We start from the raw sequence: 25,404 nt of genomic DNA on the forward strand, positions 1-25,404 counted from the left end.
TTTCCCACTCTACTAATTTGGTATATTGTAATATTCACCTGTATGCGGATCATATTGAAATAACTCGAAGAAGTCATTTAGATCTGCATCATCCTCAAATTCTGTATCTGTATGAATGGACTCCCATTGCCGCTCCGTTAAAGCGGGTAAGGACAGTCCGATTTTTTCTTTCATGACTTTTTCTTTAATTACTTTACTGTCTTGCAACCCAAACTTACTATATTGAAATGGTCCAAAAGTAAGAATTTCTCCATTATTTAATACAAAATAAAAATACCATTTATAGCTACTAATCGCATTTGTTCTCCCAATATTTCTTTCCATATCTCCACTTACGGTCACTCTTTCTACCTCAGGCCAAGGAACGACAAACTCGCTTCCATTATGAGATACGTACAACTCTTCCTCACGAATGGCTTTATAATCATCCGTATACAGCGATGGAATCCAATAAAGAACTAAAAGTGTGCCAAAGGCAACTGCGTAGTACGGCCATTTTACTTTACCTAGACGATAAAAAATTATCCCAAAAACATATAAAAGAGCAAATGCTGCAACTACCATGATCACGATTAAACCTATTGGAATGGATAAGGCGTCTATATAAAGATCAGTCGGCTTTGATAAACGTTCAACCCTTGAAAACCTCACGTAATCAAAATACTTAATAAATAACGGGATCACGATCGTAATAATAATAAAAACTCTCGTGTTTTTCCACACTGATTCAAAATAAGACTTCTTATCATTCTCGTTCAAAAAATACCCAATCATAAACGGAACATAACAAAAAGCAATATATAGATATAAGCTTAATAGAGGTCGCTCCATATCAAACATGATCATTGCTGTAATACCAAAAATAATACCAAACAACATCATACTGTAACCGATAAACTTCTTCACTTTATTCCACATGCTGTTCCTCCACTACATCATTCATTCTTTAATTACGTGTAATCGTTCGTAAAGTTTCAAGAGAAGAATACATTTTGTAAAAGTGAGACGATTAGACTATACAGAAGCAACGAATTAAAAACTTGAAAGAGATAATGAAATTTACAAAAACAGAATGTTCTTTGTTTATTCTCATACTTGTCTTATTTTAGTAAATAAAAGTTAAGCATTTTATAGGTGACCTTCCACTGAATAAAAAATTTCATCTGTTAGCTTATTATTCTCTTTTATATAATTATAGTGATATTTAAGTATATTTGAAATTAACTCCCAATACATACCGTCATAGCCTATCCATATTCCGAATGAATATCTTTTAAACTCAATATTTGCAAGAGATTCGCCTTGTTTATTTCTTGAAAATTCAAGATTACCCTCTGGACTAATATAGTAAAAACTATTTCCAGATGCTTCATGAAATGTTTCTTCTATAAATAATTGTAGTACTTCTATTTTAGTAATCTTAATCCTATATAAACATTCATAAAACGGTGCACGATTAACTACTTTTTTTACTTCATAATCATATTTTTCTTCCCTTAGAAATTCCTCAAAATATTTTCCGGTTTTAATAAATATGTTAATCGGCAGTATATTGACACTAGTAAGGAATTGTATTAATGAACCCTTTACAACTTCATAGTGGTTTTCATCATTATCACTTGGATAAACTTCAATAACTTCAATACCCTTGTCAAAATAAAAATACTCGCTATTATAACCAGATACACGATTTGAGATGATTAAATTAAACACATAGTTGACCTCCAAATTTATATAGCTACTTTGTTAGTTAGATTTTTACTCTCTAATTACATATTCTTTTAGTATGATAACATTACCGATATACATATAAAGCCTCTTTTCTTTGTCTCTTCAGATTCATCACGAATCGACCATTCACATAAGTTGTCTCCCCTAATTGATTGTGATAATAAAAAGGTTTAGTTTTAAAAAAAATTCGAAACCATTCGCTTTTTCTTTTGTCTAAATAGTAAAGGAGGGTTTTACATGACAGAAGATGAGAAACAAATTCAAAATTCTTTCCAAAGGAATATTAACAAGCACATCACTTTTTCAGAAATAGAACAACGGGAGACATTGGTTAGCATCATATCTACGTATAAAGAAAAAGGGAATAAAAAAAGGACTGGCGTACTCCCAGCTATTTTCACTGTTACAAGTGTAATTGCAATACTGATATTCCTCTTATATGTAAATTTTTCATCATTAAATCTCACTCATAATGCTTCATTTGATAAAGAAGAGCTTGTGGAAAAGATGCACCTCGGTATCTCTGAAAACGACATTCTAACTATTTTTAGTGGAGATATTGTTCATGTTGAACCAGCTAAAAACGCATAAGGAATAATGAGGTTGTAGTTAATGAATACTCTCTGAATTATGGGGTTGATCATCATGAGAAATAATGAACTACTAGAGCTTCATTCTTTAAGCGATGAAGAGAAAGCAACATATATAATAAAAAATTATGGGAAGAGCGTTAAAAGTGTCATATTTTCGATGACTAATGATCTGAATGATACTGATGATCTTGCTCAGGAAGTCTTTTTTGCAATTTACAAAGGGATATCGACATTTAAAGGCGACAGCAACCTCTATACATGGATTTATAGAATAACCGTTAACAGAACAGTCAATTATTTAAAAAAGAAAAAAATCTTAAAATATTCAATTCACCTGATCGATACAATTAAAGATACGATCGCATCACCAGAAGATGTTTTAATAAATGAAGAGAACAATGATGAAATTTGGAAAAGCATCCAAAAATTATCCTTAAACTATAAAATAGTCATAATTCTATACTATTATAATGAGTTCTCCATACAAGAAATCGCTGATATTCTAAACCTAAACCAAAACACATGCAAAACTAGGTTATCGAGAGGTCGGGAGCAATTGCAAAAATTAATGAAGAATTCTAGTGATCAAAATAAACGAAAATAATACAAAGAAAGAATTGTTTTGGTTTACTCGATAAAGGCCATAAACCCCAGACCAATAAGGCCAATGGCTGCAAGAATAACAGGAGGTAATCCCATACCACTCGTCACCGATAGAATTCCAGCTATAAAGTATATTCCAACAAACACGAGTCTAATAATGAGAACATTCTTTTTCATACAATTACCTCCATAGCTGCTTAGTTGTTTCATATTTCAACAATTAAGCTGTTTTTTCCTGTTTAAATTCAAATTACTATATATTTTGGACTTTGATATTGAATATCATATCTTAAAGAACTTTCAAACTATTCATTGACTGTATTTCCAATCAGTGGTAATATTCATACAAACGATTGATTAATCATTTGTAGTTAAAGGAGTACAATCTATGCCATTATCTGAAGAACAGATTGCCAATATGAAGTTAAAACGTCAGAAAATACTCGAGTCCGCTACTGCTCTTTTCGCCACACAAGGCTACGAGGGTACAACAATTAAAAAGGTAGCACAAGCTGCAGATGTAAGCTTTGGAAGTGTATTTACATATTTTAAAGATAAAGAAGAATTGCTTTATACGGTTGTAGTTGAACCATTAGATGATCTAGCTTCTCGGTTGTTTCAATTTAATCCACAATCTGATCAACCAATGATTGAAATTGAAAATATGGTCTATCAGCATGTTCAAGTTTTCTCTGGGTTGAATCATTATCTAAATCTTGTCGCACAGATCATCAACCAATTCCGAAAGTTCCCTACTGTTTTTGCTCGCCTTGATCGGTTCCATGATGAATTACGTGAAAACGTAGCTGAACTTATCCGAAACGGACAACAAAAAGGTTTACTATCGAAACAGCAAGATCCGTTAACAATCGCAACATTATATACAAGTTTATTAATTGGATTGCGTTTAAATACTACTGATTATTATCCAAATGACATTTGGGATACGTACGCAAAAGCAGCGATTCAACTTTTTGGTCCTATCAAAAAAGGATAGGATTATCTTTTAAATCCACAAACGATTGATTGATCAATCTTAAAAAAGGAGGTTAATAGAATGAGCATTTTCCAACTTCATAGAACAATAAAGATTCGCTTACTCTTTAGTTTTTTATCCTCAATTACATCAATGGCTATCCTTCCTTACATCATGATTTTGTTCTCTTCTCAGCTAGGGGTCGTTCATGCAGGTACGCTCTTTTTAGGAGTGATGGTTGCATTTGTCATTGGAACAATTGTTGGTGGCATTGGTGGGGATCGATACGGAAGGAAAAAAGTCATCCTATGTGGTGAAGTTCTTTCTTTGATAGGTTTCTCTATTGCAGCATATGCAAACATCGATCAACCACAACCTTACTTAACCTTCATTGGTTTTTTATTTATTCAATTCAGTAGTGGTGTACTCACACCAGTCTACCAAGCTCTCATTATTGACGTCACAAAGCCTGAAGAAAGAAAATCCATTTATACAATCTCATATTGGCTACGAAATATTGGGGTTGCTATTGGAAGTTTGATTGGTGCATTTTTATTTATGAACCACCTTTTTGTATTACTAACTGGATCAGGACTGCTTACAATATTATCTATTATCATCACGATATTTTTCATTGAGGATACTTATAAGCCTATAAAAAAAGACAGAAGTTCACCTTCAATTGACGAAAGATCAGTTTATAAAAACATCTTGCTCCATCGAGTTTTTATCAGCTTTACGATTGCTAGCTTGTTCATTGTTGCGATTGAAGAGCAATTGACGAATTATATCGGCGTTCGTTTAGCAAAAGAACTCTCTGATCCGACTCCAATACTACCTAGCATGTCTGTTTTAATAGATGGCGTTAATTTACTTGGGATCCTAAAGGTTGAAAATACATTGATCGTAACATTCTTCACATTCATTCTTATTCGTTTGATAAAGAATGCAAGAGAAACCAATATATTTATGGTCGGTCTATCTCTTTATGTTCTTGGTTATGTGATAATTAGCTATAGCACAAGTCCCTTCATCCTTCTTGCTGCCATGCTCATCGCTTCTGTGGGAGAAATCATGTACATCCCGGCTAAACAAACTATGCTTGCAAACATTGTTCCTGAACACGCAAGAAGTACGTATCTATCTATATACCAAGTTGGAATTATATTAGGTGTAAGCTCCGCTGGTATCCTTATGATCATAAGTGCATGGCTATCCCCGCTCATCATGACTGCTATTCTTTTAACATTCGGATTAATTAGTATTCTATTGATGTATAAATTAATGACTAGTGAACCAAAAGAAGTGAAACAAGCGTCAGCAATGTGAGACGCTTAAATCACTTCCTACTTAGCTTGTTAAAAATTGAATTTCATTTTTGATTGCATCAATTCCATATCGGTACAAAAATTTTGAAAAGATCTCTCGTTTTTTTCCATGTTTCTGATATAACTCAATAATTTCATCAACAACATGAAATAATTGGTCTGCTGTTAAGTCATCAAAAGCTAGCCTACCGACCTTTGCATCCTTGCCTTTTCCTTTACCACCGAGAAACAGCTGATACGTATCATTTACCTTAATGACCCCAAGATCGTTCACTAACGGTTCCCCACAGCCTGCTTGACATCCAGTATAAGCAGGCTTCAAAGTAAAGGGAACTTCTTTTCCTGCGATTCGTTTGTTCAATTCAATCGCTGTTGGCATTCCTTCAACGTCTGCGCCTTTGCAGAAATTGCAAGTTCGCAAGCTTTTTACGTAGTTTCCGACTGGGTAAACAGATAGGCCAGCTTCTAGTAATTGTGACTTCACAATATCTGACTTATCAATTGGTACATCAATATAGATTTGTTGAAAAGTCGTTAATTCTATATCTTGGCCCTCTTCAAGACATGACGCAACGATTAAAAGTTGTTCAGTCGTTAACTTAGCACCAAAAGAAATGCCTCCGTTTACAGCAAGTTTTACAGTTTTATCCATTACCTACACTTCCCCTCTCACACATACCCCTATGTGGTATATGTTATCATGAGTGAAGGGTGTTATCTATAAGAAATGATGAAAAGGTCGTATGACAACAGAAGAAATTTGAACAGCAAGTTTTTTCCAACCACTGTACGTTCGATCATATTCAAATTCAATACCATCTTCTGAAACCTTTTGACTTGTTTGTGAGATTGACTTCTTCAAGTCATTCGATAAATGTTGGGCAAACGAATCACTTTTGAGCACGACAACTGTTTCTGTATTTAAAAATGTGCTTCTTGAATCGATATTAAAAGAGCCAATCATCGTAATGCTCTCATCAAAAATGAATGTTTTTCCATGCAATGATTCATCTTTAGGTTTGTATTCGTAGAGATTGTGGACTTCGTCAATGATGTTTTGCCTTTGCTGCCAATAGCCAGAAAACCCCATCACATTTGGAGTGGAAGTAAGTGAGTTAGTAAGTAGCGTGATGTTTGCACGAACGTCATCTTTAAAGTATTCTTTCATTTTTTTAGTCGGGATGAAATATGGGCTTTCCATGAAAATCGATTGTTCAGCCTGTTCCATTAAATAGACAAGCTCCATCCAGATTGATGGACTTTTATTCAATCGTTCAATTGGATTATGTAAAAAATAACCTAGTTCGATCGGATAAGAGACTGTTTGCCAGCTATATTCTTTTTTTAGTAATTCAGGTTGATTTCTTTGCATTTCATTTAAAGCTGCAATCGACTTATCTTTTTGTTCGCTTCCTTTGATCCTTTTTCGGTCATTTGTTTTTCTGACAGAATCACTTGTAAATTTATGATCCCAAACATATTGATAATATTGAGACATGTCATCAATTAAGCTAGAACCACTGCCCTCCTCAGCAAAAATTACAACATCGCGGTCATTAGAAGCTCCGACAGAACCCACAGGACCAAAGTACTTGTCCCCAATATTGCGGCCACCAATTAACGCCATTTTCCTATCAATTATTAAGAGCTTATCATGGAAGCGGTTATTCCAAGTCCAAGGCAATAAAGGTTTAAATGTCTCATAATATTTCATCTCAATATTTGGGTGGTCGTAAATTGCATAATTGTATTTCCTTAAATCAAAATTAATAATGTTCACCATGCCATCTATAACAATTCTAACTTTCACACCTCTGTTCGCAGCATCAAAAATGGCACCAAAAAACATATCCGCATATTTGCCAGAATGAATCGCATACGTGGAAAATTCAATTGTTTCTTCTGCCATTTGAATCATTTGTAGCCTCGCAATCCCAGACTCTTCACGATCTTGAACAAGTGAAACACGTTCTGATGTCTCCTTAGCATTACTAAGATCGTGAGGCTTCCAGTCATGAACATCATTAGGTGTATGCCAATAGAAAATAAAAACACCTGAAGCAAGCGCATAAACAACATAGATAGAAGCTATAAGAAACAATAAACGCATAGCTTTTTTAAACATGATGATTCCCCTCTTTAAAACCAATTTCAAATTCTCATTTCTTAAGAATATTAGTATTCACATAGACTGGAACTATTATTGCTCTAAATGTATTAGGTTCATTTTAATTGATTGTTCGTTCGATAACATAGAGTGGATTCAGACAGCTATTAGGGGTTTTCCACCAACTTCGAGTTGAATCCGACAACTATTTTAGCGATCGACAACTCTTATTTAGATTAAGCTCTCATTTATAAATCTCTCCAAAAAAAATGACGAGGTTGCATATATATTCTCGAAGATCTGTAATCAAAAAAAGCATGCACCTGAAGGGAAAACAATTGGAAATTAGATTTCTTCAACGTAACTATTTGTGAACAGTCTAGGTTAAAGTCGAAGAATATCTTTTATTCCTTCTTTTTGACAAGCATGAACTCATATGTATGTTATATAGACAACATGGGAGGCTACTAGATGAGTCAAAGTGAAGAAATTAAAAAGTTGCAAAAATGGTTCAATGACCAAATGAAAAAATCACCCTATCCCCTCTATCCAAACTATGGGAAAGTCACCCAATATGAAGAAATCCCCATAAATGTGCCAGAGCAAAGGCAGTTGCGACAGCCCGGTTTAGAGCGGTTAATGGTACCGCTTCCAATCATTGAAAATCCTCATTATAAAGGGAGTGACAAACTCAAAGGAAAAGTTGCATTAATCACTGGGGGAGACAGTGGAATTGGTGCTGCTACTGCAATTGCTTTTGCAAAGGAAGGCGCAAACTGCGCAATATCTTACCTCGACGAGCATGAAGATGCCAATAGAACAAAGGAACGGATTGAAGAATTAGGTCAACAATGCTTATTGCTTCCTGGAGATGTTCGTATAAAAAAAGTATGCATAGATATTGTAGATAAGACACTGCAACAGTTTGGAAGACTTGACATATTATGCAACAATGTTGGGATTCAATTCCCGCAACAACATCTTACTGACATATCAGATGATCAGTTCGATGAGACATTTAAAGTTAATATTTACTCTCATTTCTACACGACGAAAGCTGCGATCCCCCATTTAAAACCCGGAAGCAGCATTATCGCTACAGCTTCTGTCGTTACGTATGTAGGAGAAAAACAACTGATTGACTACACAGCAACAAAAGGGGCTATTGTAGGCTTCACCCGAGCTTTAGCAAATAGTGTTGCTAAGGATGGCATTCGTGTAAATGCAGTGGCACCTGGTAGAACATGGACTCCATTAATTCCAGCAAGCTTTAGCGCAGATGAGAATGCTGTTTTTGGAGCTTACAACCCAATGCAACGAGCTGCCCAACCATTTGAATTAGCTCCTACCTATGTGTATTTAGCGTCTGATGATTCGAGGTTTGTTACTGGCCAAGTACTCCATGTTGATGGCGGAGAATCTACAAGCTCTTAAGGAGGCAGCGTGATGAAACTGTATTTTTCAACAGAGTTTCAATTGTTAACGACTAATCATTCAACAGAAACTGAAAGTATAACATTTATAAATCACCATTTCATCGTATCAAAAATTGGAGCTAGACCACCGTATTTCGCATACCCAGAAAAACACGTCCACTTTCCTGTCATTTAGCTCAATAAAAATTAGGAAGTATGGGGAAACTAACCAAAATATAATAATAATAGAAAGAAGTTCATCTCCATGCTAAATTTAACTCATTTAACATTAGAAATCATTACAGGTTTTTTCTTGTTATTTATCATTGTAATCTTTGTTGGTCGTAAAATTATTAATCAAATCTCACCATTCACCTTTATCGCATCTATTGTGCTAAGTGAGCTTCTAGGAAACGCACTCTACACAAATGAGGTTGGCATATTCTATATTATATACTCGATGGTTTTGTGGGCAAGTTTACTTTTTGCCGTAGAACTGTTTGCAAGAAAATCACTTACCTTTAGAGGCTTTTTTCAAGGAAAGCCAGCCGCTCTGATTCATAATGGAAAGATTGATCGAAAACAATTAGCGAAGAGTCGCCTTGACTTAAATCAGCTGCAAAGTCTCCTTCGTCAAAGCGAAACTTTCTCAATGCGTGAAGTCGCTTATTGCTATTTAGAACCAAATGGATCCTTAAGCATTATAAAAAAACCAAAATACAAGAAAACAACGTTAGATGACTTTAAGTTGATTGGTAAACCTGTTTATATCCCATACACGCTCATTCGTGATGGTGAGATTTTATTTGATGAATTAACCGAGCTTGGCTTAAATGAAGAGTGGCTACATGCACAATTAACAACACAAAACATCTCTGACTATAAATCTGTCTTTATTGCTGAGTGGTTAGAAGGAGAAGGATTATTCGTACAAACGAAATAAAGAACCAGCTGAAGTTCAGTTCAGTGGTTCTTTTTCATTTTATAACAATTCTTATAAGAATTCTTAATCAATAGACTGTTACACGCTTTGCCGGTGTCATGGTATAGATCATTCACAACATGCAAAACTTGACTTCTTGATGTTCCAGGCGAACTTTCGGATTCATTTTCAATATAAAGAACGTCATCGCTGACCCAAGTTAATTGAATCCGTTGTTGTGCATCAGCGTAGTATAGTCCCTTACGTTCATTTGCAGCTCGCTTTTTAGCAACCTCTACAATTGCATTTACTCCACCTGCTGCTCCGCCATAATACTCATAAGATACAGTAGCAATAAATTCTCCTGTAGGTGATTCAACTACCATATCCACATACTCACGATCTATTTGTTTGAATGAAAAGAAGGTACCATGTAAATATAAATAAAACAGGATGACACAAAAGCTAACGAATAGTACCTTATAAACCTTCTTCATTTGCTCCTCCTAATTAAACTCTCTCTTCTCTAATTCCACTTTTACTTTATTACGAACTAGATTATACGCCTGCCATTCCTGTTGCTGATATTGATAATATTTCTTCTCAGCAAGCAATGCTTCACGTAACTCTTGCTGTTCAACGCCCTCATCATATAACTCGATAGCCGCTAATGTGCCAACCCCAGAGAAGTGTGTTAAATAGTAAACGTCTAATTTACCGGTCTGTTCATATCTTTCTAGGTTTTGATTGACGACAATTTGATCAATAGGCATAAGATTAATGCTGCCATAGTAAACGAGTGACACAAGTAAAAGGCTATGAACAAACGCTAGTTTTTTCAACCAAATTTTACATAGTGCTAAGCTAAAAATGACGAAAAGATAAATCATAAATGTAAAGACGAACAATCGTAGTGGCGTAGAACCATAAGCAATTTGATAAAGGTTAAGTCTCATAAACGCAGAAACCAACATAATGCCGCTTGCAAGAACGATAAATGTTAAAACGCCTTGAATGATTCGATAGGTTTTTTTTTGCTCTGAATTTATTCGATAAATTGAGAACGTGATAATCGATAAATTCAAGATAGAAACAAAGAGCAACTCGAAAAATCCTCGACGTGCATATTCAGCATAAGTAAGCCCATTCTGCAGACTATCACTGAAAAAGTAATTGAATTGAACACCTATAAATAGAAGATAAACAATCGAAACAGAAACTAGGACAGTTAACGTCATAATTGAATCTGTATATGATTTTTCTTTTAAAACAGTATCAAAATCAATTGCTTTCCTTTTCGAAAAAACTTGCAACAAACCAAAAAAGAAAAATGTATAAAAAAGAATCAAAGCCACCCGTAAAGGATACTCAAGGCTAAACTCAAATAAGAAAGGAAGTTGATTAATCAAATTAGCAAAATGCTCGTCTGCTGAAATAAGTAAGATCATGATTAATCCTAAAAGTGGAATCGAAATAAGCATTCCAATGATCACTTTTCTTAAAATGTACCAACGCTGCTTATGATCACGACTTTTAATGACGTCAGTTTTACTTTTGATAAATTGAAAGCTATAGGAAAAGGCATGGATCACTTTACTTAACATTTCAAATAAGAAAAGTGGATGATCAATTCTTAATTGCTTCGGTGCAGTCATCACTGTTAATTGTACGATAATGAGAAATGGGATGAGTATCAAATTCAATCCATACAAAATTTCATTATCATAAATAAAATATTGAGAGCCAAGGATCCAAATTGTAATTAATAGCAAATAACTAAGTCGTTGATGTGGTCCACGCTTCTCTTTTAACTTCCAATAAGCCAATAAGTAAAAGGCAAACAAAAAACAAAAATATGAAATCCCAATATTCACTGTAATAAATGCCTCTTGTGCAATGATACCAATAATTAAACATAATAATAAAAATAGCCATTCTTTCTTCTTCACGTTCATAAATAAAACCTCCTGTTTTAATACATAGAAATTCTATGTATGTTTGCAAAAAAAAGCTATATAGAGGCCTTCCTTCCCCACCTATAGCTCAGATGACAAATTGGATAGAGTAGTATCGTAAATCCAATGCAAAGGAGCACAAAATATTCTGTTAACAGCGGTTGAAACCATTCATGCGGGATGATGTTAAAAACAACTAAGCCCATTAGCATCAGATTCGGAATCAATGCAATGAGAAAGGTTTTGTTTAAAACCGATTTTCCATTTGATCCAAATCCTTTTCCAAATTCATAACCAAGAATAACCCAAAAGAACATATACCCAATGGCAATCATGATTGGAATGGACGTCAATTTTGCCCATAATTCATGAATCCAATACCACTCTAATGAGTTATGAGCAGTCGTTAACCCAATACCTCCAATGAAGAACAGCACATTTAAGCATATGAACAACCATTTCATTCGACTCGGTGTGACTGATAGTTCTTCGTTCCAGCTATCAGCAATTTCCTGAGGTGTACCTAATTGTTCGTATAAAAAAACCCTTGCTTCGTCTATATCTATCATGCTGTTATGTGAAAACCATTGCTCTAAATGATCCTCATATTCCTCGACAATTTTTTCTTTATCCTTTATTCCAGCTAGCCTTTCATAAAGGTCAGTTAAAAACTCATTCTTTAATTGTTCCATGGTTTTTTCTTCCAATCATTTTATTCATGATCTGGACAAATTCATTCCACTCTTTTGTTTTTTCCGTTAAAATACTCTTTCCTTCAGCAGTTATACGATAATATTTTCTAGCAGGGCCTTTTTCTTGTTCTTTCCAATAATACTCGATGTATGATTGCTTTTCCAACTTGTGCAACGCTGGATAGAGCGTCCCTTCTTTAATTGAAAAACCATTGTCACTTCGTTTTTCGAGCTCTTTGACAAGTTCATAGCCATACATATCTCGTTCATTTAATAATTGTAGCAACAACAAGGATGAACTTCCCTTTACTAATTCTCGATTAAACATCTTCTCACCTACATAGATTTTTTAGGTATATCGGTATTCTATAATTATACATCTCATTTGTAAAGAGATTTTATTTGCTTCGGCGGTAAAGTTATTATAAAATTATTTCGTATAACGAATAAATCTGAATATTTCTTTTTTATATTGAAAAGAGGATTTACAGAAAGGTAAATAGAATCGTATATACGTACTTATTCCATTCATATCATATAATGATCGACAGGAGTGACATGATGTATCGTAAAGTAAGCGATTTTTTAATTGATTGGTCGTATTCTGCAAAAGGTACGGCACAAACAATTGCCAACATTCAAGACGAACATATGAAACAAGCTATTACAGAAAATCATAATTCATTAGCTTGGCTTAGTTGGCATTTGACATTGGCTCCAGCATTTTTTGCAAAACAAATTGGATTGAATGTAGAACCTGCTGGAAAACCAGAAGATATTCCATCAACCATAAATGAAATCGTACAAGCGTACGAACAAACCGTAGAAGACTTGAAATATCAGGTCGAACAACATTTGACTGATGATAAATTAAGAGAAAAAGTCGATAACTTCGGAAAGCTACTTCCTGCTGGAGTCGTTTTAAGAACACTAATTGATCACCAAACCCATCATCGTGGGCAAATGACCGTTCTCCTTAGACAGGCAGGCTTAAAAGTTCCTCCAATCATGGGACCAACAAAGGAACTGAGCGAGTAACATTATAAACAAAGGTGATAATAATGGTCTTTGCATCTAAAAAAGGGCTACCGTTAAGACTGATTATTTGGGGTTGTATCTTGGGATTTTCAACTATTCTTTATCAATCTTTGATTAGACAAGATTATATTGGAATGATCATACTTCCACTACTAATTATTATTCTTACATGGATTTGGTTTGGTACACTTTATGCAATTGATCCTAATGAACTTATAATTACCTTTGGCCCTTATAGGAAAAGGATCGATATAGCTAAGATTGAGTCAATTCGGATGACTAATAATCCTTTTACTTCTTTAGCCCTTTCCTTTGAAAAGATTGAAATACAATATAATAAATTTGATGTCGTCTCAATTTCTCCAAATGATACAGATAAATTTATACAACAACTATTAAAGTACAATCCTAAAATAAATGTAAAGTCATAAAAACCGCATAACATTCATTTTTAAGCAATAACATTAGATTCTAAAATTGAACTCACATAGTCAAAAAACTCAGTATTTTTACACTGAGCTGAGATTGTAGACAAAGTCGATTTCCGACTTTGTCTACATTTTTTTCGTAGTACTTTTTGATAATAAGAGAAAACTTCAGACTGTTGATTAGGATTATCTGTAATTGGACTTTAACTATTAGTAGTGAGCCTTATATTGACATTCATAAGCCATTTTGAGAAATTCGTACGTATTACCATTTGTATCCTGCATAAAAGTATCGACATTCTTAAATCCAATTTTTCTATATACTTTTATCGCTCTTTTATTAAAAGTTGCTACTGATAAAGTAATTAAATCTGGTTTAAATCTCGTTTTAACGAAACCTATCCCAGCATTTAGAAATTCCATACCCTTCACCTATAGTCAAATCAGGTCTCATTCCTAAACTTATATCATATGTATTTGCAGTGAGATTGCTAAAACCGAAAAACCCTATGACTTCATCATTCTTAGAAACTGTATACATAGAATCTCCTCTAGTTTCAGGGTCTAAAAATTCCGCTAAATCATCTTCATCCGCTGCAATATCATAAAAAGAATATTCTCCATCATAGTGCCAATTATGTGCTATTTCCTCCGCTTGCTCCTGTGTCATAATCTCAAACTTAATAGTCATAAATATCCTCTCTCACTTCTTCATTCCATTTGCCCAATAATCTGGCCTAAATCAAAAGGTGTTCCATAATAAATTAACATAATTTACCGAATTTTAACAGTGTAGATACTTCCTAAACGATCGAATGACACAATTATTGTTGTACTTAGAAAGTATGTGCTTTTTATATTATTTAATCCCTATTAGACGAGTGCTAAGTCTTTATATAAAAAAAACGAGTATAAATCCATTATGATTTTATACTCGTTTTTTGTTTATTCTATTGTTTCTATGAGACTTGTACTACATTTTAGGCATGTTGAAGCAGTTTAGCTAATTTCTCTGCTGCTTCTTTTACTTTTTCTAGCCCTTCACTGATAATTGAAGCTGCTTGATCAGGCAATGCATTGTGGCCTTCGATGATCACTTCATCAATGATTTGCATTCCAAATACGCCACCAAATACATTGCGCATGTAGTTCACAGACATTTCCATGCCTTGCATTTCTGGAGCTGAGTAAACGCCTCCACGTGCGTTTAAGAAAATTGCTTTCTTATGTGTCATTAACTGTATCATGTTGCCATTTTCATCATACTTGAAAGCAAAGCCTGCAGTGTACACATAATCAATAAATGTTTGCAGACGAGCAGGAATTGTTAAGTTCCATAAAGGGAATGCGAAGACAACAACATCTGCTGCTGTTACTAAATCCATCGCTTTTTGACGAGCTGCGATTACACGACTTTCTTCTGCTGTTAATTCTTCTCCATTTTGCATTTTGCCTAATGCGCTGAATACATCTTGACCAAAGTATGGCATATCTTCTTCGAACACATCAAAAGTAGTAATATTCAAGCCTTCTTTGTCTGTGATTGTTTCCATAAATGAATCATACATTTTGCTAGAAATAGCTAATGAAGATGGTCTATTATTTGCTTTAACGACTAAAACGTTCATGTTGAGAACTCCTCCAAGTTGAAATTAAATTATTGTTCACCGATCTTCTTAAATCGGTACATTAGTTATTATAATAGATTTAAAAAATAATTCCACCTTTTATACTTAAAAGTATAAAAAAATAATATGCGTTAATTGTTAGAATATTTGTATTCCACTTCATCGCGCTTGCTATTGTACTCTACTTCTAGGTTATGATCATTAAAGAACCATACATCTGTTTCTTCTACGAAAAATTGGATACCGTCATATTCTACATAAACTGCGATATTAAGCGGTTCATTGTCTTTTGTAAATGCTAAAGAGAAACCCTCCTGCACAGGACTATTTCCATAGATTTGCGTATAAAATCTAATCTTTTCACCACTTACAACACCTACTTCGTCCTTAAACCATTTCAACGCTTCCTCACTGACTGTAATCTTCATTTAAAACGCCTCCGCTGTGGTTGATTTCTATCTTCTTCTATTCTATCAAAACTACTTGACCCTTGTCCTTTAGCTGCTATCACTTCACTTATTTGTCAATTTATTTTTTTCCATTTCATTGTAAACCTTTCATTTAATTATACTCTATAGTATAATAACCTTTAAATAGTAAGTAAATTATCAACCTCATTGCTTTTTCAATGGAAAGAGAGGTGTATTCATATGGCAAATACGAAAGAAAAAATTCTTGAACTATTAAAAAAAGAAGTATCATTAAATGTAAACGAGCTGACAAACCATCTTAATATAACGCATATGGCAGTTAGAAAGCATTTGAATGCATTGGAGAATGAAGGGCTAATCGATTCTAGAGAGATTAAACAAGGCATGGGTCGACCGCTTCAAATGTATTTTTTAACTAAAAATGGTGAGGATACGTTTCCTAAAAATTATGAAGGAATTACTTTAGAATTTCTTCAAGACGTGAAGGATATGTTTGGTGAAGATGCCGTCCATGAGTTGTTTCTAAAAAGAGAGAAGCGGTTAACCAAAGAATATCGAAAGCGTATGGATACGGAAAATAACCGAAAAAAAATCGAAGAATTAGTAACCATTCAAAATGAAAAGGGCTATATGGCAAAGGCAGTTGAAATTGATGAAAACAACTTTGAACTAACAGAATACAATTGCCCAATATTATCGGTAGCATCAGAGTACAAAACTGCATGTCGATGTGAAACAAACATGCTAAAAACTGTCCTCGGAACTAAAAATATTAATCGTGTTAACTGTAAAACTGAAGGAAATGACCATTGCAAATTTTCAATCAAATTCCATCATAATCCGATCCAATAAAGCAGCTAATCTTCACTCAAAAAAGATAGCTGCTTTTTATTGTGATTCAGTCAGATAGAGAAAAAACCAAGCAGCCATATGGCTGCTTGGTTTGAACAACTTACTTAGTAGCTGCGTATAATTTGTTTACTTCATCCCAGTTAACTACATTGAAGAATGCTTGAACGTAGTCAGGACGCTTGTTTTGATACTTTAAGTAGTAAGCATGCTCCCAAACATCTAATCCTAGAACTGGAGTTTTACCTTCCATTACTGGGCTGTCTTGGTTCGGAGTGCTTGTAATAGAAACTTTTCCATTTTCAGAAATTAACCAAGCCCAACCTGATCCGAAACGGCCAGCTGCTGCTTTAGCAAATTCATCTTTAAATGCATCATAGCTTCCGAAAGCTTCATTAATTGCGTCAGCGATTTCACCAGTTGGTGCACCACCGCCGTTTGCAGATAATAGAGTCCAGAAAAGACTATGGTTAGCATGTCCACCACCGTTGTTGCGAACAGCAGTACGAATGCTTTCAGGAACTGCATCTAAGTTCGCAATCAATTCATCAATTGATTTTGAAGCAAGATCATCGTGTCCTTCAAGTGCAGCATTTAAGTTGTTAACATATGTTGCGTGGTGGCGATCGTGGTGAATCTCCATCGTTTGTGCATCAATATGTGGTTCTAGTGCGTCGTTAGCATAAGGTAATGCAGGAAGTTCATGTTTAGCCATTTTAAATTCCTCCTAATATGTAATAGTTGTTTACATGTTTTATTTTAAAACAGATTTCATACATTTTCAACTGATTAGTATAAAAACATATAAATATCTTATTTATAAAACTCGTCTGGGATTCGATCGAATTTTCGCTTGTGATAAAGAAGCGGTTCTTTCGATTGATTCGAAATCGATGCAACCTCTCCGATTAAAATCGTATGGTCTCCAGCATCAATTGTCTTAAATGTATCACATTCTAATACTGCTGCTGTTTCAGCTAAAACTGGTAGATCTTTTTCAGAAGATTCCCATTCGCAGTTTTCAAAGCGATCAATTCCTTTTGATGCAAATAAAGAACATAGTTCAGCTTGATCACTTGCTAAAATGTGAACAGCAAACTTCCCACTGTTCGTAAATACATCATGTGAGCTTACTTTTTTATCAATCGACCACAAAATTAACATAGGATCTAATGACACAGAAGCAAATGAGTTAACCGTTAACCCTAATGGAGTGCCATCTTCCGCTTTTGTTGTTACAACTGTTACTCCCGTTGGATAGTTTCCCATTACTTCTTTAAAATTTTGAACATCCTTGCTCATGAAATCACCCTTTAACTGATTTAGTCTGATCCTTTTTATACTATTTTATATAAAAAGATAGTAATACTATAGCATTATTCAATGAAAGTTGCTATCATCAAGTTGGATTTTGTGATTTTTTCATGATCGCTAATAGCTCTTTAGATGTTGCAGCGGTGACCATTTCACCATTTATGATTGCATAAGGGGATTTCTTGCATTCTTTGCATTTACTTTGGCATTCATATTCTTTGTATACCACATCTTTTAACGCAAAAAACCTCTCATACTCTGAAAAATCTCCTTCATCTAAGAAACGATCTAAATTTTTCTCACAAAATTCTACTTGTGTTTTATTTTTTTTGCTAAACATTTGCTTTAATAAACGCATTTACCACAGTCCTCTTGCTAGTTTCATCTTAAAGTGATTTCATCATACATCACTTTTCATTATTTAGCGAAATAAATGGCTAGATCATTCATAAATATTGTGTTGACGAATCCATTTTGTAGCTGCCCATTTCTCTCCACTTAGGACGGGAACACTAGTATGTAAAGAAAGTCGATCTGTTTGTCCACTTTCGTTCGTATAATGAAAATAGATTGCAGAGCCTTTTTTAGGAACAACGGACAAACCTATCTTAGGGAAGACCGTTTCTCCCCCTGCTTCCACATCATTCAAATACATTAGAAACGTCCCTACTCGTTGTCCACCTTTATTTTGATCCACTTTGTTTACTGGAAAATAATCAAAGTGAGCTTTATATTCTTCTCCAATCTGATAATGCAGAACTTGTAATCCTTCTCCGTGAGAAATAGGATGGTGAGTAATTTCTTGTATTCTTTTTTCAATTTTTGCGATTAATTCATTTTCATTTATTGAATAGGCGGTATTACGACTTGTTCTTCCTTGTGAAGGTCGTTTTTCCCCTGTTTTTGAATCGATAATATATGAAGGCTTCAGTCTATTTGTAGACATTTCAATTAATTGCTTACACTCCTCATGAGTTAAAAATTCATCCATAACGATGATTTCTGGTTTGTCTAGCTTCATTACGATTTTCACCTTTTTATCCGATGTAGAAATTGTATGGTGATTTTTATCAACTGTTCTTGCATCATAACGAAATGGATCTCTTTGCAATTCCTGGTGATTCACATTACTTCCAACAATTTTAAACATCTCTTCATAGGCAAATCTTGCATCAAACCCTTTTTTAACTAAAGCGGTTGTCAGCGACAATGGACTAATTCCTTTCTGAAGGCTTTGTATAATCCACTCTTTTAATTCTGGTGATATTGTATTTAATTTATTCATCGATATCCCCCCCTAGCCTACTCCCTATTCTTCTACTTTATATCCATTCGTCTATTTTATCAAAACATTTGAATCATTCTTAACAAAAAATAGACGTATTTCTTTTTTTAAAAAAAAGACCCAAGTAATTGGATCTCAGACTGTATACAATCTATTAAATTTAGTTTGCCTACGGTCTTTTTTGTTTAAAATTGAAGGAAAGATCCTGATTATCGCTTAAGGCGAATGCTTTCCGCGGGCATGGCTTTAGCTATCGCGACTGCTGGGTTTCACCTGCCATGCTTTCCCGCAGGAGTCATCGCCTTTCGCTCTAATTTATCTAATTTATACTTAATTTTGAGGTGAAGAAACTTGATGACTAAATTCAGGGGGGTGGATGAAGTCATCCATTAAAAATTTTGATAGAACCCTAATATGTTTTTTTGAAATATGTGCTCCTCTTATCATGAACTCCTGTACATCTTTATGCGGGGAAGTTTGTGCAAATGCGAGGCATAATTTCATTCCCATTGAATTGGTCAATATAATTATAAATAAATGGGTGATTTCTATAGAATTTAATTGGCGCTTAGGTGAAAATGGATTAAGTCCGCTTAAGTATGATTTATCACTAATATAATCATTACTTTTTGGCGTCATAATAAAAGGATGTCTTGATAAAATCCCTTTCTCTAAACAATGCTCTGTAGTTCTGTTATATAATTCAGAAACACTGAGTAATCCTTTTGTATAAAAATCCCTCAAGTCCCTTCGAGCAACGTTAGCCAACAATCCACTGAATGCGAGCATTCCAGCTTTGCCCATTTGCAGGATATATTTGATGCAACATTGATCAGTAAATAGCCAAGGCGTATTTATATTAACATTTTCACTTGAAAAACCATTTGGTTCTTCATAATCTTCTTGTTTAAATAATTCTTTTAAAAACTTAATATGCTGAACTGACATATCGTGCGCAAATTGAATCACTTCTTTAATGTCTTCGTCTTTACTATTTTTTGCATAAAGGACAGTATACATTCGGACAGCGTATCATTCATATAAGTTGTCCATACAGCTCATATAAGTTGTCCATACAGCAGCAATCTCTACAGATGTTCATTTAATATGGTCTTTACTCTCTATGAAGTTTCCCTCTTTCGCATTCTAATTCATATGTTTATCCTTTGCCGTTAAAAAATGAACTATTCATGACAACTATGATAAGATAAATAAAAACACAGAAAGAAGGTTATTAGATGGACACAAAGCAGATTGAACAATCCATCTTAGAATTAAAAATGGAGTATATGCGCCTACAAGACGATATGGAGCGTTTAGAATCATTTGGGCGTTCTGTTGAAAAGCAAGAACAGAAAATGCAGGAAATTGAAAAAGAAATTGCTCATTATCATTCAATAAAAAACACTTAATTTCTATAAAAAAGCAAGTGACTTCAACAATTAAAGTCACTTGCTTTTATTTTGTTCTACTAACTGCATGAGTTCATTAGGATGATAGACGTTGACTGGTTCCTTCGGATTCAAAGCAGCGACCTTCATGGCTTTTGCAACGTCCGTTGCCTCTATCGCCATTTTTGCTCGAAGATTCTTCCCGAGAACCGGACGAATAAAACGATAAGCTCTCGTTGCAAATTGCTCCCCAGTTCGGTTTTCATTACGATCTCCTAGTAAAAGCGATGGGCGAACGATCGATAAACTTTTAAACTGAATGGCCTTTAATCCTTCTTCTAATAGACCTTTTATTCTAGAGTAAAAGATTTTCGAGGTGGGGTTTGCTCCAACAGAGCTGATGACAATAAAATGATTAGCTCCATTGTCTTTCGTAATTTTTGCAACCTCCAATGGGTAATCCACATCTATTTTATACATTGCCTCCTGCGATTTCGCCTTTTTTATTGTAGTACCTAAACAGCAGAATACATCATCCGCTACCAATTCACTCTTCCATTGATGCAAATGATCAAAATCCACCACAATTTCTATTACTTTATCGTGCAGAATCTCTTGTTTAGACCGAACAACTAACACAATCCTCTGGTAAGCTTCACTATTTAGTAGTTCTTCAGTTAACGATTTACCAACTAAACCAGTAGCACCTATAATAAGCGCAGTTCTCATCGTTTAACCTCCTTAAGAATGCTTTCAATAGGATAGTCTTGCACATTAAGTTCAACATCATTTCCTAGAACGAGTCGACTTAATCGATCCCCAACGTATGGACCTGCAGTTAACCCAGATGCACCTAGGCTATTGGCAAATGTTATGTTTTCTAAGCCTGGAAATGGTCCGAATACGGGGAGCGCATTTGGACTAATTGGGCGAAAACCGACACGTACCTCTGTTATTTCAGCTTCAGCAAGCTGTGGAGCAATCTCAAGCGCTTTGTGCAGCACTTCATCAATTCCCCCGACTGTAACACGATGATCAAACCCTTGATCATCTTCATGCGTTGCACCAATTACCACTTTTCCATGCTCAAACGGTACAATGTATTGATTATTCGGTGGCATAATGACTGGCCACTCATCTGTATTGTATCCATCCAAATGTAAGTGGACGATTTGTGCTTTTTGAGGTCGTACATCAACTTCAATCCCATGTGGCTTTAGTAAATCATTTACCCATGCTCCTGCTGCCATGACGACATGATCTGCATAAAAAGGCTGCCCATTAATGATTGCTCCTGTTATTTTAGAATGCGTGGAAATGAGATGAGCTTCTCCTTTAATATAAGTAGCGCCATGCTTTTTCGCTGCTCTAATTAGCGAGGTGCGTAAACTCCGTCCATTCACCCTTGCACCACCAGAAATATGTAAACCAGAAAATCGTTCTGAAACGATTGGAATATTCATCTGAACTTCTTGACGAGTCCATGATGAAATATCACCGATCTCAGGTGCATCCATTCGTTTTGTATGAGCAAGCTCTTCCATTTTCGATTGTTTATCCTCATCATCATATAATCGGATCGCACCAATTTTTTTATAACCAGTTTCTGTTTCTCCGTCCTCATGGAGCGAATTGATTAACGTCGTGTAAAATGCTGCACCATTCTTTACTAATTGATACCAAGCTTTATTTCTCCTTTGAGACAGCCAAGGTGAAATGATTCCTGCTGCCGCATCGGTAGCCTGCCCGTTATGCATTTGATCGACAATAACGACGTTGATTCCTTCTTTTGCTAATTGATATGCGGCTGTAGCACCAACGATGCCACCACCAATCACGATTACTTTATTCATCTTTTCACGCCTCCAATTACTAGAATTCATCATACTAGAGAAGACATGTAGATGCAAAGAAAGACCATTTTACTGCGTAGACCAAAGATGTGTAAACGCTTCTGCTGCTTTCCGCGGGTCTTCAGCAGACATAATGCCAGAAACGATTGCAACACCATCTACATGCTTATCAGTGAGGGTCATGACATTGTCGAGCTGAATGCCTCCAATTGCAACGGACGGAATCGTTACAGCCGTACTAATTTTAGTTAGCATTCCAGCAGGCAATAGAGTTGCATCACTTTTTGATCTTGTTGGGAAAATTGCTCCAACACCGATATAATTTGCTCCGTCCTTTTCGGCTTTTTTCGCTTCTTCCATTGTAGAAACGGAAACACCAACAATCATCTCTTTTGGTACAATTGAACGTACATTTGAAACAGGAAGATCACTTTGGCCAACATGAACACCTGCAGCGTTTACAGCTAAGGCAATATCTATGCGGTCATTGATGACAAGCGGAATGTTGTAACGATCAAGTAGCTGTTTCAATGCGAATGCTTTTTCATAAAACAGCCTCCCATCACTGTTTTTTTCTCGTAACTGAACGAGTGTGACTCCTCCCTTAACAGCTTCTTCGACAGTATGAAGAAGGCTTTCTAATGGAATAGATTCTTCTGTTACCAAATAAATAGAGTAGTTCATTTTATCCTAGCAACCTCACTTTCGATCTCCAATTCTCTCCATCTAACAAGGATACTTCGTCAATTATTTTGACTTTATATGACCCAATTCCTTCTCCTGCAAGAGTATTTTCATGTGCAAGCTCTCCAGCAATACTCATAGCAGACATTCCTAATAAAGCTGCATCAAATGTATTCGTCGACACACCAGCAAATGCTCCTATTAATGAAGTCGCCATACAACCAGTGCCCGACACTTTAGTCATCCACTCATGACCATTATCAATGTAAATGAGGTGATTGCCGCTTGCTATGATGTCTTGTTTTCCACTTACAACCACGACTGCTGAAAATGTAGTTGATGCTCTTCGTGCAATGAATTCTACTGAATCGCTTAATTCACCTGCATCAACGCCTCTTGTCTTTGCTTCGAGATCAATTAATGACGATATCTCCGATCCATTCCCTCGTATAATGGCCACATCAATTTGATTTAGTAAATCCTTTGCTAAGTTTGTGCGGAATGTCGTTGCACCTACACCAACAGGATCGAACACAATTGGTATCCCTAATTTATTCGCTTGTTTACCAGCTTGTATCATAGATTCAAATGTTTCAGTGGAGATTGTTCCCATGTTCAACACAAGAGACGATGATAAGGATACCATCTCCTCTACTTCTTCAATACTCATCGCCATGACAGGAGATGCACCAATTGCAAGGGTAATATTTGCACAATCGTTCATTGTGACATAGTTTGTTAGATGATGAACTAACGGCTTCTTTTCATGTACCTTTTTAAATAATTGTTCTATTGTTTCTAAATCAACCATTCATTCCACCTCCGCTTGGATGTTCTGATCCCATTGATAGAAATGATGTGTCGGACCGTGACCTTTCCCTAAATCCAAGCTATGCGTAATCGCAGCTTCTATATAGTTCTTCGCATTTTGAACTGCATCCTGAAAACTCATTTCTTTTGCTAAGTTCGCTGCTATTGCCGATGAAAGTGTACATCCAGTTCCATGAGTGTTCTTTGTATCAATTCTTTTTCCTTTGAACCATGAAAACTCTTTTCCATCAAATAAGAGATCATTCGGTTCGCCTTTCATATGACCACCCTTGAGTAATACGACATTTGCACCCTTACCGTGAATGATTTTACACGCTTTTTTCATATCTTCTTCATCTTCAATTTTCAATCCTGTAATCACTTCTGCTTCAGGTACATTTGGCGTAATCACCGTGCATAATGGCAGCATCTTTTCTATCAAATGAGTAACTGAATCTTCCGGTAATAGATGATGCCCTCCTTTTGATATCATTACAGGATCAAGGACGATATATTTTGGCTTGTACTTTGCCAATGTGTTTGCAACAACTTCTATTGTTTTTGCCGATGCTAACATTCCGATTTTTACTGCGTCGACTGGCAGATCATCAAACACTGCTTCCATTTGATCAATAATGATGTTTGTATCAACATTTTGAACCGATCTTACTTCGACCGTATTTTGAGCTGTGATTGCTGTTATTACTGACATTCCAAACACACCGTTTGCAGAGAATGATTTTAAATCTGCTTGGATGCCTGCCCCTCCTCCTGAATCAGATCCTGCGATTGTTAATGCTGTTTTCATTGATGATACCTCCGATCACATGATTTCTTTTCATTACTTTTAACAATAAATACCCTAGTAACGCACCTGCGAAGGAGCTGATTATAAATGCAGGCATAAATCCAAACAATGTAGCATCTTGACCTAACAAAATTGCCGCAAGCGGATAAGCTAATAATGCCCCTATAATCCCAGTACCGATCACTTCACCAACAGCTGCATATGCTAGTTTTCTAAACCTTGAATAAAAGTAAGCAGCAAGTAATGCTCCTACCATACTCCCCGGAAATGCAAAGACACTACCTGTCCCCATCATGTTCCTCATCAATGACGATAGAAATGCTTGAATAACAGCATAGACTGGTCCAAGTAATACCGCAGAAAGTACATTCACAAAGTGTTGTATTGGAAAGATCTTCGCAAAACCGACTGGAATGAAGATGACACTACTAGACACTGTAGTAATTGCTGCAAGAATTGCTGTCATTGTTAGTTTTTTTGTTTTAGACATCCTATTCACCTCTTTATTCTTTTTTCTTCTAAACACTGGTGAATACACAATCTAAATAAAAGAGCCGCTCAAA

General features: G+C 35.3%; 33 protein-coding genes and 1 pseudogene. 11 read left to right on the forward strand and 23 right to left on the reverse strand.

Annotation, left to right across the window (positions count from 1 at the left end):
- Positions 1–12: 12 nt before the first annotated feature.
- Both AC6F34_RS01670 and AC6F34_RS01675 read right to left on the reverse strand, forming a co-directional pair.
- Entirely contained in the window at positions 13–918 is a 906-nt protein-coding gene (locus AC6F34_RS01670) for a hypothetical protein (protein ID WP_500768320.1), read from the reverse strand.
- Positions 919–1,128: 210 nt separating this feature from the next.
- The gene (locus AC6F34_RS01675; RefSeq protein WP_500768322.1) at positions 1,129–1,713 is read right to left on the reverse strand and encodes a hypothetical protein; all 585 of its coding nucleotides are present in this window, start codon (positions 1,711–1,713) and stop codon (positions 1,129–1,131) included.
- Positions 1,714–1,968: 255 nt separating this feature from the next.
- Between AC6F34_RS01675 and AC6F34_RS01680 the strand changes: the two genes are divergently transcribed.
- Together AC6F34_RS01680 and AC6F34_RS01685 are read left to right on the forward strand one after the other, a co-directional pair.
- The gene (locus tag AC6F34_RS01680) at positions 1,969–2,322 is read left to right on the forward strand and encodes a hypothetical protein (protein WP_500768324.1); all 354 of its coding nucleotides are present in this window, start codon (positions 1,969–1,971) and stop codon (positions 2,320–2,322) included.
- 54 nt (positions 2,323–2,376) lie between these two features.
- Positions 2,377–2,928 (forward strand): RNA polymerase sigma factor, encoded by a 552-nt coding sequence (locus tag AC6F34_RS01685; RefSeq protein ID WP_500768326.1) that lies wholly within the window; start codon positions 2,377–2,379, stop codon positions 2,926–2,928.
- 23 nt (positions 2,929–2,951) lie between these two features.
- Here AC6F34_RS01685 and AC6F34_RS01690 read toward each other — a convergent pair whose 3' ends face one another.
- Positions 2,952–3,104 carry a hypothetical protein gene (locus tag AC6F34_RS01690; RefSeq protein WP_500768328.1) on the reverse strand — a complete coding sequence of 51 codons (153 nt, stop codon included), beginning with the start codon at positions 3,102–3,104 and terminating at the stop codon, positions 2,952–2,954.
- A gap of 211 nt (positions 3,105–3,315) precedes the next feature.
- Here AC6F34_RS01690 and AC6F34_RS01695 point away from each other — a divergent pair, with 211 nt between their 5' ends.
- The gene (locus tag AC6F34_RS01695; RefSeq protein ID WP_500768330.1) at positions 3,316–3,924 is read left to right on the forward strand and encodes a TetR/AcrR family transcriptional regulator; all 609 of its coding nucleotides are present in this window, start codon (positions 3,316–3,318) and stop codon (positions 3,922–3,924) included.
- A 60-nt stretch (positions 3,925–3,984) separates the two neighbouring features.
- A complete protein-coding gene (locus AC6F34_RS01700) occupies positions 3,985–5,232 on the forward strand; it encodes an MFS transporter (RefSeq protein ID WP_500768332.1) in 1,248 nt (415 codons plus the stop codon).
- A 21-nt stretch (positions 5,233–5,253) separates the two neighbouring features.
- Here the strand turns inward: AC6F34_RS01700 and AC6F34_RS01705 are convergent, their stop codons facing one another.
- Both AC6F34_RS01705 and AC6F34_RS01710 read right to left on the reverse strand, forming a co-directional pair.
- Positions 5,254–5,883, reverse strand: coding sequence for a nitrite reductase (locus AC6F34_RS01705; protein ID WP_500768334.1), 630 nt, complete (start codon positions 5,881–5,883; stop codon positions 5,254–5,256).
- 66 nt (positions 5,884–5,949) lie between these two features.
- Positions 5,950–7,356 (reverse strand): phospholipase D-like domain-containing protein, encoded by a 1,407-nt coding sequence (locus AC6F34_RS01710; RefSeq protein ID WP_500768336.1) that lies wholly within the window; start codon positions 7,354–7,356, stop codon positions 5,950–5,952.
- Between the two features lie 453 nt (positions 7,357–7,809).
- Between AC6F34_RS01710 and AC6F34_RS01715 the strand changes: the two genes are divergently transcribed.
- From AC6F34_RS01715 to AC6F34_RS01725, 3 genes are all read left to right on the forward strand, one after another.
- On the forward strand, positions 7,810–8,772 hold the full coding sequence (locus tag AC6F34_RS01715; RefSeq protein ID WP_500768338.1) for an SDR family oxidoreductase: 963 nt from the start codon (positions 7,810–7,812) through the stop codon (positions 8,770–8,772).
- 12 nt (positions 8,773–8,784) lie between these two features.
- Entirely contained in the window at positions 8,785–8,949 is a 165-nt protein-coding gene (locus AC6F34_RS01720) for a hypothetical protein (RefSeq protein ID WP_500768340.1), read from the forward strand.
- Positions 8,950–9,018: 69 nt separating this feature from the next.
- Positions 9,019–9,696, forward strand: a complete 678-nt coding sequence (locus tag AC6F34_RS01725; protein ID WP_500768342.1) for a YetF domain-containing protein — start codon at positions 9,019–9,021, stop codon at positions 9,694–9,696.
- 20 nt (positions 9,697–9,716) lie between these two features.
- Here the strand turns inward: AC6F34_RS01725 and AC6F34_RS01730 are convergent, their stop codons facing one another.
- From AC6F34_RS01730 to AC6F34_RS01745, 4 genes are read right to left on the reverse strand one after another with little or no spacing between them, the layout of a single operon-like run.
- Positions 9,717–10,172 (reverse strand): DUF5412 family protein, encoded by a 456-nt coding sequence (locus AC6F34_RS01730; RefSeq protein WP_500768344.1) that lies wholly within the window; start codon positions 10,170–10,172, stop codon positions 9,717–9,719.
- 9 nt (positions 10,173–10,181) lie between these two features.
- A complete protein-coding gene (locus AC6F34_RS01735; protein ID WP_500768346.1) occupies positions 10,182–11,630 on the reverse strand; it encodes a DUF4153 domain-containing protein in 1,449 nt (482 codons plus the stop codon).
- 56 nt (positions 11,631–11,686) lie between these two features.
- Entirely contained in the window at positions 11,687–12,322 is a 636-nt protein-coding gene (locus AC6F34_RS01740; RefSeq protein ID WP_500768348.1) for a DUF1700 domain-containing protein, read from the reverse strand.
- Entirely contained in the window at positions 12,303–12,650 is a 348-nt protein-coding gene (locus tag AC6F34_RS01745; protein WP_500768350.1) for a PadR family transcriptional regulator, read from the reverse strand. The genes AC6F34_RS01740 and AC6F34_RS01745 overlap by 20 nt, the downstream gene beginning before the upstream one ends.
- A 233-nt stretch (positions 12,651–12,883) precedes the next feature.
- On the opposite strand from AC6F34_RS01745, the gene AC6F34_RS01750 reads away from it, so the two are divergent.
- Together AC6F34_RS01750 and AC6F34_RS01755 are read left to right on the forward strand one after the other, a co-directional pair.
- On the forward strand, positions 12,884–13,360 hold the full coding sequence (locus AC6F34_RS01750; RefSeq protein ID WP_500768352.1) for a DinB family protein: 477 nt from the start codon (positions 12,884–12,886) through the stop codon (positions 13,358–13,360).
- A gap of 23 nt (positions 13,361–13,383) precedes the next feature.
- On the forward strand, positions 13,384–13,791 hold the full coding sequence (locus AC6F34_RS01755; protein WP_500768355.1) for a PH domain-containing protein: 408 nt from the start codon (positions 13,384–13,386) through the stop codon (positions 13,789–13,791).
- Between the two features lie 207 nt (positions 13,792–13,998).
- Here AC6F34_RS01755 and AC6F34_RS01760 read toward each other — a convergent pair.
- The 3 genes and pseudogenes from AC6F34_RS01760 to AC6F34_RS01770 all read right to left on the reverse strand — a co-directional run bounded on the left by AC6F34_RS01760 (position 13,999) and on the right by AC6F34_RS01770 (position 15,844).
- Positions 13,999–14,479: pseudogene (locus AC6F34_RS01760) on the reverse strand (GNAT family N-acetyltransferase).
- 289 nt (positions 14,480–14,768) lie between these two features.
- Positions 14,769–15,416, reverse strand: a complete 648-nt coding sequence (locus tag AC6F34_RS01765; RefSeq protein WP_500768357.1) for an FMN-dependent NADH-azoreductase — start codon at positions 15,414–15,416, stop codon at positions 14,769–14,771.
- Between the two features lie 131 nt (positions 15,417–15,547).
- On the reverse strand, positions 15,548–15,844 hold the full coding sequence (locus AC6F34_RS01770) for a HesB/YadR/YfhF family protein (protein ID WP_500768359.1): 297 nt from the start codon (positions 15,842–15,844) through the stop codon (positions 15,548–15,550).
- A 222-nt stretch (positions 15,845–16,066) separates the two neighbouring features.
- Between AC6F34_RS01770 and AC6F34_RS01775 the strand changes: the two genes are divergently transcribed.
- Positions 16,067–16,699, forward strand: a complete 633-nt coding sequence (locus tag AC6F34_RS01775) for a helix-turn-helix transcriptional regulator (protein ID WP_500768361.1) — start codon at positions 16,067–16,069, stop codon at positions 16,697–16,699.
- A 100-nt stretch (positions 16,700–16,799) separates the two neighbouring features.
- Here AC6F34_RS01775 and AC6F34_RS01780 read toward each other — a convergent pair whose 3' ends face one another.
- The 5 genes from AC6F34_RS01780 to AC6F34_RS01800 all read right to left on the reverse strand — a co-directional run bounded on the left by AC6F34_RS01780 (position 16,800) and on the right by AC6F34_RS01800 (position 20,315).
- Positions 16,800–17,411, reverse strand: a complete 612-nt coding sequence (locus AC6F34_RS01780) for a superoxide dismutase (RefSeq protein WP_500768363.1) — start codon at positions 17,409–17,411, stop codon at positions 16,800–16,802.
- Positions 17,412–17,509: 98 nt separating this feature from the next.
- Positions 17,510–17,998, reverse strand: a complete 489-nt coding sequence (locus AC6F34_RS01785) for a flavin reductase family protein (protein ID WP_500768365.1) — start codon at positions 17,996–17,998, stop codon at positions 17,510–17,512.
- A gap of 97 nt (positions 17,999–18,095) precedes the next feature.
- Positions 18,096–18,368 carry a DUF1450 domain-containing protein gene (locus tag AC6F34_RS01790; protein WP_500768367.1) on the reverse strand — a complete coding sequence of 91 codons (273 nt, stop codon included), beginning with the start codon at positions 18,366–18,368 and terminating at the stop codon, positions 18,096–18,098.
- A gap of 84 nt (positions 18,369–18,452) precedes the next feature.
- Positions 18,453–19,295 carry a 2OG-Fe(II) oxygenase gene (locus AC6F34_RS01795; protein ID WP_500768369.1) on the reverse strand — a complete coding sequence of 281 codons (843 nt, stop codon included), beginning with the start codon at positions 19,293–19,295 and terminating at the stop codon, positions 18,453–18,455.
- Positions 19,296–19,625: 330 nt separating this feature from the next.
- Positions 19,626–20,315, reverse strand: a complete 690-nt coding sequence (locus AC6F34_RS01800) for a DUF3231 family protein (RefSeq protein WP_500768371.1) — start codon at positions 20,313–20,315, stop codon at positions 19,626–19,628.
- Between the two features lie 218 nt (positions 20,316–20,533).
- Between AC6F34_RS01800 and AC6F34_RS01805 the strand changes: the two genes are divergently transcribed.
- Positions 20,534–20,707, forward strand: a complete 174-nt coding sequence (locus tag AC6F34_RS01805; protein WP_500768373.1) for an SE1832 family protein — start codon at positions 20,534–20,536, stop codon at positions 20,705–20,707.
- A gap of 36 nt (positions 20,708–20,743) precedes the next feature.
- On the opposite strand, the gene AC6F34_RS01810 is transcribed toward AC6F34_RS01805, so the two are convergent.
- The 6 genes from AC6F34_RS01810 to thiW all read right to left on the reverse strand — a co-directional run bounded on the left by AC6F34_RS01810 (position 20,744) and on the right by thiW (position 25,331).
- Entirely contained in the window at positions 20,744–21,415 is a 672-nt protein-coding gene (locus AC6F34_RS01810) for an oxidoreductase (RefSeq protein ID WP_500768375.1), read from the reverse strand.
- On the reverse strand, positions 21,412–22,539 hold the full coding sequence (locus AC6F34_RS01815; protein ID WP_500768377.1) for an NAD(P)/FAD-dependent oxidoreductase: 1,128 nt from the start codon (positions 22,537–22,539) through the stop codon (positions 21,412–21,414). Before AC6F34_RS01815 ends, AC6F34_RS01810 begins: the two co-directional genes overlap by 4 nt.
- A gap of 69 nt (positions 22,540–22,608) precedes the next feature.
- Positions 22,609–23,223 (reverse strand): thiamine phosphate synthase, encoded by a 615-nt coding sequence (gene thiE / locus AC6F34_RS01820; protein WP_500768379.1) that lies wholly within the window; start codon positions 23,221–23,223, stop codon positions 22,609–22,611.
- 1 nt (position 23,224) lies between these two features.
- The gene (gene thiM, locus AC6F34_RS01825; RefSeq protein WP_500768381.1) at positions 23,225–24,034 is read right to left on the reverse strand and encodes a hydroxyethylthiazole kinase; all 810 of its coding nucleotides are present in this window, start codon (positions 24,032–24,034) and stop codon (positions 23,225–23,227) included.
- Entirely contained in the window at positions 24,035–24,841 is an 807-nt protein-coding gene (thiD, locus tag AC6F34_RS01830) for a bifunctional hydroxymethylpyrimidine kinase/phosphomethylpyrimidine kinase (protein ID WP_500768383.1), read from the reverse strand.
- Positions 24,810–25,331, reverse strand: coding sequence for an energy coupling factor transporter S component ThiW (gene thiW / locus AC6F34_RS01835; protein WP_500768385.1), 522 nt, complete (start codon positions 25,329–25,331; stop codon positions 24,810–24,812). Before thiW ends, thiD begins: the two co-directional genes overlap by 32 nt.
- Positions 25,332–25,404 lie beyond the last annotated feature (73 nt).

The sequence above is a fragment of the Niallia sp. CD-39 genome (genome assembly GCF_059874745.1).

What these genes read in the sequence shown, in the direction of transcription:
- AC6F34_RS01800 (WP_500768371.1), bottom strand. Translation starts at nt 20,315, where the DNA reads ATGTATACTGTCCTTTATGCAAAAAATAGTAAAGACGAAGACATTAAA.
- AC6F34_RS01710 (WP_500768336.1), bottom strand. Translation starts at nt 7,356, where the DNA reads ATGTTTAAAAAAGCTATGCGTTTATTGTTTCTTATAGCTTCTATCTAT.
- AC6F34_RS01705 (WP_500768334.1), bottom strand. Translation starts at nt 5,883, where the DNA reads ATGGATAAAACTGTAAAACTTGCTGTAAACGGAGGCATTTCTTTTGGT.
- AC6F34_RS01790 (WP_500768367.1), bottom strand. Translation starts at nt 18,368, where the DNA reads ATGCGTTTATTAAAGCAAATGTTTAGCAAAAAAAATAAAACACAAGTA.
- AC6F34_RS01805 (WP_500768373.1), top strand. Translation starts at nt 20,534, where the DNA reads ATGGACACAAAGCAGATTGAACAATCCATCTTAGAATTAAAAATGGAG.
- AC6F34_RS01730 (WP_500768344.1), bottom strand. Translation starts at nt 10,172, where the DNA reads ATGAAGAAGGTTTATAAGGTACTATTCGTTAGCTTTTGTGTCATCCTG.
- AC6F34_RS01775 (WP_500768361.1), top strand. Translation starts at nt 16,067, where the DNA reads ATGGCAAATACGAAAGAAAAAATTCTTGAACTATTAAAAAAAGAAGTA.
- AC6F34_RS01780 (WP_500768363.1), bottom strand. Translation starts at nt 17,411, where the DNA reads ATGGCTAAACATGAACTTCCTGCATTACCTTATGCTAACGACGCACTA.
- AC6F34_RS01670 (WP_500768320.1), bottom strand. Translation starts at nt 918, where the DNA reads ATGTGGAATAAAGTGAAGAAGTTTATCGGTTACAGTATGATGTTGTTT.
- AC6F34_RS01740 (WP_500768348.1), bottom strand. Translation starts at nt 12,322, where the DNA reads ATGGAACAATTAAAGAATGAGTTTTTAACTGACCTTTATGAAAGGCTA.
- AC6F34_RS01815 (WP_500768377.1), bottom strand. Translation starts at nt 22,539, where the DNA reads ATGAATAAAGTAATCGTGATTGGTGGTGGCATCGTTGGTGCTACAGCC.
- AC6F34_RS01735 (WP_500768346.1), bottom strand. Translation starts at nt 11,630, where the DNA reads ATGAACGTGAAGAAGAAAGAATGGCTATTTTTATTATTATGTTTAATT.
- AC6F34_RS01750 (WP_500768352.1), top strand. Translation starts at nt 12,884, where the DNA reads ATGTATCGTAAAGTAAGCGATTTTTTAATTGATTGGTCGTATTCTGCA.
- thiW (WP_500768385.1), bottom strand. Translation starts at nt 25,331, where the DNA reads ATGTCTAAAACAAAAAAACTAACAATGACAGCAATTCTTGCAGCAATT.
- AC6F34_RS01785 (WP_500768365.1), bottom strand. Translation starts at nt 17,998, where the DNA reads ATGAGCAAGGATGTTCAAAATTTTAAAGAAGTAATGGGAAACTATCCA.
- AC6F34_RS01680 (WP_500768324.1), top strand. Translation starts at nt 1,969, where the DNA reads ATGACAGAAGATGAGAAACAAATTCAAAATTCTTTCCAAAGGAATATT.
- AC6F34_RS01690 (WP_500768328.1), bottom strand. Translation starts at nt 3,104, where the DNA reads ATGAAAAAGAATGTTCTCATTATTAGACTCGTGTTTGTTGGAATATAC.
- AC6F34_RS01685 (WP_500768326.1), top strand. Translation starts at nt 2,377, where the DNA reads ATGAGAAATAATGAACTACTAGAGCTTCATTCTTTAAGCGATGAAGAG.
- AC6F34_RS01795 (WP_500768369.1), bottom strand. Translation starts at nt 19,295, where the DNA reads ATGAATAAATTAAATACAATATCACCAGAATTAAAAGAGTGGATTATA.
- AC6F34_RS01755 (WP_500768355.1), top strand. Translation starts at nt 13,384, where the DNA reads ATGGTCTTTGCATCTAAAAAAGGGCTACCGTTAAGACTGATTATTTGG.
- AC6F34_RS01695 (WP_500768330.1), top strand. Translation starts at nt 3,316, where the DNA reads ATGCCATTATCTGAAGAACAGATTGCCAATATGAAGTTAAAACGTCAG.
- AC6F34_RS01700 (WP_500768332.1), top strand. Translation starts at nt 3,985, where the DNA reads ATGAGCATTTTCCAACTTCATAGAACAATAAAGATTCGCTTACTCTTT.
- AC6F34_RS01765 (WP_500768357.1), bottom strand. Translation starts at nt 15,416, where the DNA reads ATGAACGTTTTAGTCGTTAAAGCAAATAATAGACCATCTTCATTAGCT.
- AC6F34_RS01745 (WP_500768350.1), bottom strand. Translation starts at nt 12,650, where the DNA reads ATGTTTAATCGAGAATTAGTAAAGGGAAGTTCATCCTTGTTGTTGCTA.
- thiE (WP_500768379.1), bottom strand. Translation starts at nt 23,223, where the DNA reads ATGAACTACTCTATTTATTTGGTAACAGAAGAATCTATTCCATTAGAA.
- AC6F34_RS01715 (WP_500768338.1), top strand. Translation starts at nt 7,810, where the DNA reads ATGAGTCAAAGTGAAGAAATTAAAAAGTTGCAAAAATGGTTCAATGAC.
- AC6F34_RS01810 (WP_500768375.1), bottom strand. Translation starts at nt 21,415, where the DNA reads ATGAGAACTGCGCTTATTATAGGTGCTACTGGTTTAGTTGGTAAATCG.
- AC6F34_RS01770 (WP_500768359.1), bottom strand. Translation starts at nt 15,844, where the DNA reads ATGAAGATTACAGTCAGTGAGGAAGCGTTGAAATGGTTTAAGGACGAA.
- AC6F34_RS01720 (WP_500768340.1), top strand. Translation starts at nt 8,785, where the DNA reads ATGAAACTGTATTTTTCAACAGAGTTTCAATTGTTAACGACTAATCAT.
- thiD (WP_500768383.1), bottom strand. Translation starts at nt 24,841, where the DNA reads ATGAAAACAGCATTAACAATCGCAGGATCTGATTCAGGAGGAGGGGCA.
- thiM (WP_500768381.1), bottom strand. Translation starts at nt 24,034, where the DNA reads ATGGTTGATTTAGAAACAATAGAACAATTATTTAAAAAGGTACATGAA.
- AC6F34_RS01725 (WP_500768342.1), top strand. Translation starts at nt 9,019, where the DNA reads ATGCTAAATTTAACTCATTTAACATTAGAAATCATTACAGGTTTTTTC.